The following is a 5,984-nucleotide window of genomic DNA, read 5'->3' on the forward strand; positions in this document are numbered from 1 at the left end:
TCGGGAGCGTGCCGTAATCCGGCAGCCCCGCCGTGTGGTCGAGAAGCTGGCGCAGGCTGTGGGGCGCGTCCCCGAGGCGCCCATCGAGCGTGACCTTGCCCTCGGCGGCGAGCTGCAGGGCAAGCGCCGCGATCACGGTCTTGGTGAAGCTCCAGTAGGGGAAGAGCAGCGACGGGTCGCCGAAAGCGGTCTCGCCGCTGGCAGAGATCCGGTGCGCGGGAAGCGGGGTCGGGGACATGCGGGACGGTCCGGGGGGCGTGACAGGGGGGGCTAGGCGGGTTGCCTGATCCCGGTTTTGCGAACGAGCTGCGCTTTCGGCTGAGCCAGGGGCTCTCGGCAATTGGGGCGCAGCCCGTCCCGGCGTTGGGTCACGTCGGCGCCTCGGCCTCTTCGGGATAGAGCGCGCGGCATTGCGCGACGTCGCGTTGGGCGTTGGTGCGCAGCGAGGGGATGTCCCTGGCGAGCTCGGCGTCGCGGGCCTGCAGCGCGGCCTTGTCGACCGGCACGCGTCGGGTCACCGGCTGGGTGTCGTTGTCCCAGCAATAGGACATGAAGCCGCCCCGGGTGCGGCAGGGCACGTAGCGCGAACGGGTCTCGAACTCGGTCTTGTAGGTGTAGCCGCGGGCAAGATCCTTGGCGATGCGCTCGCGCTCCTGCACGGCCGAGCGCCACGGTCCGGAGGCATCGCTGATGCAACGCTCCTGCGGGGTGCCGCAGGCAGCGAGCACCAGAAGGCCGAGCAGGGGAATCGCGAAGGCGTTGCGCATGGTCAATAGTTTATCCCCAGCGGAGCGCCTGTCGAGTCCCTCGACGTCGCAGGAAGGGTGGCGGCGCGCACCAATCCCCGTATCATCGCGGCAGGAAACCGTTGCCGGCGCCCGGCGCGGTGCAAGAGAAGAGGACATGTCATGACCGCCATCCACCGAGTTTCCGCCGCCGCCCTGCTGCTTGGCCTGCTCGCCGCCTGCGAGCCCGAGATGGTCGAAGAGGCCGGCGCCTGCAGCCCCGAACGGTTCACCCCGCTGATCGGCTCGAACATCGCCGCTGTGTCGCTGCCCGCCGACGCCAACATCCGCGTGCTGGCCCCGAACTCGGTCATGACGATGGACTTCAACCCCACGCGGGTGAACATCAAGCACGACGCCGAAGGGGTGATCACCGAGGTCACCTGCGGCTGACGTTTCTGGCGATCCCTTCGGCACCCCGGATCGGAAGTGCCGCGGGGGTCGCAGACCTTCCCGCTTCCGCCGCTTCCCGTTGCCGCCGCGCTGGCCGGGGCGGCCGGCGGTCGAGCGGCCGCGGGATTTGACGGCGGCCTCGGAGGCGGCGTCGACCGCCGATTGCCGCGCCAGCGGGTCGTCGTGGATGGCAAGGTCCACCGCCTCGAGCCGCTTGATCTCGTCGCGCAGGCGCGCGGCCTCCTCGAACTCGAGATTCTCGGCCGCCTTGCGCATGTCGGTGCGCAGCCCGTCCAGCACCGCCTCGAGATTGCCTCCCGCGCGGCTGCTGTCGATGGTTGCCGTCACGCGGTTCATGTCGACGTCGCCCTGGTAGAGCCCCGCGAGAATGTCATCGACGTTCTTCTTCACGGTGGCGGGCGTGATGCCGTGTTCCTCGTTGTACGCGACCTGCTTCTCGCGGCGGCGGTCGGTCTCGGCCATGGCGCGTTCCATCGAGCCGGTGATGCGGTCGGCGTACATGATGACGCGGCCCTCGGCGTTCCGCGCCGCCCGGCCGATGGTCTGGATCAGCGAGGTCTCGGAGCGCAGGAAGCCCTCCTTGTCGGCGTCGAGGATGGCCACCAGCCCGCATTCGGGAATGTCGAGGCCCTCGCGCAGCAGGTTGATGCCGATCAGCACGTCGAAGGCGCCGAGCCGCAGGTCGCGCAGGATCTCGATGCGCTCGATGGTGTCGATGTCCGAGTGCATGTAGCGCACCTTGATGCCCTGCTCGTGCAGGTACTCGGTCAGGTCCTCGGCCATGCGCTTGGTGAGCACGGTGCAGAGCGTGCGGAACCCGTCCTTGGTCACCTTGCGGATCTCGTCGAGCAGGTCGTCGACCTGCTTCTCTACGGGCCGGATCTCGACCATCGGATCGAGCAGGCCGGTGGGGCGGATCACCTGCTCGGTGAAGACGCCGCCGGCCTCTTCCAGTTCCCACGCGGAGGGGGTGGCCGAGACGAAGACCGACTGCGGGCGCATCGCGTCCCATTCCTCGAACTTGAGCGGGCGGTTGTCCATGCACGACGGCAGGCGGAAACCGTGCTCGGCCAGCGTGAACTTGCGCCGGTAGTCGCCCCGGTACATGCCGCCGATCTGCGGGACGGTGACGTGGCTCTCGTCAGCGAAGACGATGGCGTTGTCGGGGATGAACTCGAACAGCGTGGGGGGCGGCTCGCCCGGCGCGCGGCCGGTGAGATAGCGCGAGTAGTTCTCGATGCCGTTGCACACCCCGGTGGCCTCGAGCATCTCGATGTCGAAATTGGTCCGCTGCTCCAGGCGCTGGGCCTCGAGCAGCTTGCCCTCGTTCACCAGCTGGTCGAGCCGCTGCCGCAGCTCCTTCTTGATCTGCACCACCGCCTGATTCATCGTGGGCTTCGGCGTCACGTAGTGCGAGTTCGCGTAGACCCGGATGCGCTCGAAACTGCCGGTCTTCTCGCCGGTGAGCGGGTCAAACTCGGTGATCGCCTCCAGCTCCTCGCCGAAGAACGACAGCTTCCACGCCCGGTCCTCGAGGTGGGCGGGCCAGATCTCGAGACTGTCGCCGCGCACCCGGAACGAGCCGCGCTGGAAGGCCTGGTCGTTGCGCCGGTACTGCTGCGCCACGAGATCCGCCATGATCTTGCGCATCTCGTATTCGCTGCCGACGTGCAGGTCCTGGGTCATGGCGCCGTAGGTCTCGACCGAACCGATACCGTAGATGCAGGACACCGAGGCCACGATGATCACGTCGTCGCGTTCGAGCAGCGAGCGGGTGGCCGAGTGGCGCATCCGGTCGATCTGCTCGTTGATCTGGCTTTCCTTCTCGATATAGGTGTCCGACCGCGCCACGTAGGCCTCGGGCTGGTAATAGTCGTAGTAGCTGACGAAATACTCGACCGAGTTGTCCGGGAAGAAGCCCTTGAACTCGCCGTAGAGCTGGGCCGCCAGCGTCTTGTTGGGCGCGAGAATGATGGCCGGACGCTGGGTCTCCTCGATCACCTTGGCCATGGTGAAGGTCTTGCCCGTGCCGGTCGCCCCCAGCAGCACCTGGTTGCGCTCGCCGTCGCGCACCCCGGACGACAGCTCGGCGATGGCGGTGGGCTGATCGCCCGCCGCGGTGAACTCGGTGTGCATGACGAAGCGCTTGCCGCCCTCGAGCTTCTCGCGCGTCTTCACGTCAGGCGCGGGCGCGTGCATCATCGGCTGCGTCTTGTCGGAATGGGCGTAAGGCATGTGGGAGGCTCCTCGGGGCAGGCCTGTCAGAATTGTTGCCTCGGGCCCGAGATTCAAGAGCCTCTTGCCGAACGCGGGCTGCCCGAAAAAACTGCAGCCCGGCGGGCGCGGCGCGTCTGTCGGGTAAGCTTCTGTTTAAGCGTGAAATTCCCGTCGGGCCCTCGTCCCTGGCGGGTGCGGCGCGCCGTCGCGGTCCTATTTTCCCTTTGATGAAAGATCAGTTTTGGACATACCTTTTAGCGGCAAGCAGCTGGCCCGGCCGACCGGAGGGCACGACACCACCCCTCGCTCCCCTGTGCTGTCGGGACGACCGGGCCCTGCTTGCACCAGCGCAACCGTGCCGCGGAAAATCGCGCCGATTTCCGCCTGATCCCTTGCCCTGTTTCCGCAAATCCCCGATAACGCTTCGTGATCTTCAGGAGGGATTCCATGCGCGCACGGATCTACCAGCCGGCCAGGACCGCAATGTCGTCGGGCCAGGGCAAGACCAAGTTCTGGTGCCTCGAGTTCGCCGCCAGCTCCCCGCGCGAAGTCGATCCGCTGATGGGCTGGACCTCGTCCTCGGACACCCAGTCGCAGGTACGGCTGAAGTTCGACAGCAAGGAGGCCGCGCTCGACTACGCCCGCGAGAACGGGATCGAGGCGACCGTGCAGGAACCCCACAAGCGCAAGACGAACGTCCGCCCGCGCGGCTACGCCGAGAACTTCGCGGTCGATCGCCGCGGCGCCTGGACGCACTGAGCCCTCACCGACAGGGCGCAGGGCGGTCCGCGCCTGCGACGCGGTCCCGCGCCACAGGCCAGTCGTAGCGATCCGGTCGCCGCACCCCGCGGCGTGGCCGGTGTCGGAAAGGTGGCCGCCATGACAGAACAGATCCGGACCTTCGTCGGGGGAGACATCTTCGACGGCCAGCGCACCCTCACGGACCATGCCCTGCGGATGCAGGGGGCGAAGGTGCTGGCGCTGGCGCCCCGCGCGGAACTGGCGACCGAGGGCACCGTCACCGACCTCGGCGGCGACCTGCTGGCGCCGGGCTATGTCGACGGCGGGGTGATGGTCAACGACGGCCCGAACCCCGAGGACCTTCGCCGCATCGCCGCCGCCCACCGGGGCCTTGGGGCCACCACCATCCTGCCGACGCTGATCACCGACACCTACCAGCACAGCCGCGACGCCATCGAGGCGGTGCGCGCGGCGCTCGCCGCGGGTGTGCCGGGGATCGGCGGGCTGCATCTCGAGGGCCCGCACCTGTCGCTGGCGCGCAAGGGCGCCCATGACGGCCGGCTGGTGCGCCGGATGGAGCGGCGCGACCTCGACATGCTCTGTGCCGCCGCCGCCGACCTGCCGGTACTGATGGTGACCATCGCCCCCGAAAGCGTGAGCCCCGACCAGGTGGCCGAGCTTGCCGGGGCAGGGGCGCTGGTGTCGCTCGGCCACACGGACGCCGATTACGACACCTGCATGGACTACCTCGAGGCCGGCGCGCGCTGCGTCACCCATCTTTTCAACGCCATGAGCCAGATGGACAAGCGCGAGCCCGGGCTCGTGGGGGCGGCGCTCTCCGAAACGGGCCTCGCAGCGGGGCTCATCGCCGACGGCGAACACGTCCACCCGGCGGCGATGCGCATCGCGCTGGGCGCCCGTCCCGAGGACATCTTCCTCGTCACCGACGCCATGGCGGTCGCGGGAACCGGGGACCGGAGCTTCCGGCTGAACGGGCGCGAGATCCGCCGCTGCGACGGGCGGCTGGTGCTGGCCGACGGCACGCTCGCGGGCGCGGATCTCGATCTCACGCGGGCGGTGAACGTGCTGGTGGCGGATGTGGGGATCGCGCTGGACCGTGCGCTCGCCATGGCGACTTCGGTTCCGGCAAGACTGGCGGGGCTGCCCGAGGGCATCGGCGCGCTGCGGCCCGGCGCCGAGAGCACGCTCATCCGGCTGGCGAAACGCCCCCACGGGCCGGAGCTGCCAGGGGGCATCTGACCCGCCTCTCCCCCTGGGGAGGCCCCGGGCCCTTCCAATGGCTTCAAATATCCCGGGGGTCCGGGGGCAGAGCCCCCGGTCCTGTCTTCAGGGTCAGAGCACCGTCAGGCGCTCAGAGCATGCCTTCCGACTTGGCCCACTCCAGCGCCCGGTCGAGCGCACGCCCGAAGCGGGCAAGGATCTCGGTGATGTCGTCCTCGGTCACGATCAGCGGCGGGCAGAAGGCCACGGTCTCGTAGACGTTGCGCACGATCAGGCCTTCCTCGGCGCAGAGCGCGACGACCTTCGCGGCCATGGAACCCGCGGGCTCGAAGGCCTCCCGCTTTTCGCGGTCCTTGGCAAGCTCGACGCCGGCGATGAGGCCGACGCCACGCACTTCGCCCACCAGCGGGTGATCGGCGAACTTGCGCAGACCCGCCTGGAACATCGGCTCCAGACGCTCGGCGTTGCCCATCAGATCCTTCTCTTCGATGATCTTCAGGTTCTCGAGACCCACGGCGCAGGCGACGGGGTGGCCCGAGCCGGTGAAGCCGTGGCCGAAGGTGCCGAGCTTGGCGGTGTTGTCGG

General features: G+C 68.7%; 5 protein-coding genes and 1 pseudogene. 3 read left to right on the top strand and 3 right to left on the bottom strand.

Features of this window, described 5'->3' with window-relative positions:
- A partial coding sequence (locus HC022_RS17380) for a serine hydrolase (RefSeq protein WP_167453270.1) occupies nucleotides 1-238 on the bottom strand: 238 nt, incomplete at its 3' end.
- 865 nt (nucleotides 239-1,103) lie between these two features.
- Here HC022_RS17380 and HC022_RS29875 point away from each other — a divergent pair.
- Nucleotides 1,104-1,178: an I78 family peptidase inhibitor gene (locus HC022_RS29875; RefSeq protein WP_368484689.1), complete on the top strand. Its 75-nt coding sequence runs from the start codon at nucleotides 1,104-1,106 to the stop codon at nucleotides 1,176-1,178.
- Between the two features lie 60 nt (nucleotides 1,179-1,238).
- On the opposite strand, the pseudogene uvrB reads toward HC022_RS29875, so the two are convergent.
- Nucleotides 1,239-3,434, bottom strand: a pseudogene (uvrB, locus tag HC022_RS17395) (excinuclease ABC subunit UvrB); the annotation flags it as partial.
- A 429-nt stretch (nucleotides 3,435-3,863) separates the two neighbouring features.
- Here uvrB and HC022_RS17400 point away from each other — a divergent pair.
- Together HC022_RS17400 and nagA are read left to right on the top strand one after the other, a co-directional pair.
- The gene (locus tag HC022_RS17400) at nucleotides 3,864-4,175 is read left to right on the top strand and encodes an ETC complex I subunit (RefSeq protein ID WP_167453271.1); all 312 of its coding nucleotides are present in this window, start codon (nucleotides 3,864-3,866) and stop codon (nucleotides 4,173-4,175) included.
- Between the two features lie 120 nt (nucleotides 4,176-4,295).
- Entirely contained in the window at nucleotides 4,296-5,417 is a 1,122-nt protein-coding gene (gene nagA, locus HC022_RS17405; RefSeq protein ID WP_167453272.1) for an N-acetylglucosamine-6-phosphate deacetylase, read from the top strand.
- Between the two features lie 112 nt (nucleotides 5,418-5,529).
- Here nagA and HC022_RS17410 read toward each other — a convergent pair.
- The coding region (locus HC022_RS17410; protein WP_167453273.1) for an aminotransferase class III-fold pyridoxal phosphate-dependent enzyme at nucleotides 5,530-5,984 on the bottom strand (455 nt) is incomplete at its 5' end.

Origin of the sequence: Salipiger sp. HF18 (genome assembly GCF_011806505.1) — a bacterium.
Taxonomy (GTDB): domain Bacteria; phylum Pseudomonadota; class Alphaproteobacteria; order Rhodobacterales; family Rhodobacteraceae; genus Salipiger; species Salipiger thiooxidans.

Coding starts and splice junctions, on each gene's coding strand:
- nagA (WP_167453272.1), top strand. CDS start 4,296: ATGACAGAACAGATCCGGACCTTCGTCGGGGGAGACATCTTCGACGGC.
- HC022_RS17400 (WP_167453271.1), top strand. CDS start 3,864: ATGCGCGCACGGATCTACCAGCCGGCCAGGACCGCAATGTCGTCGGGC.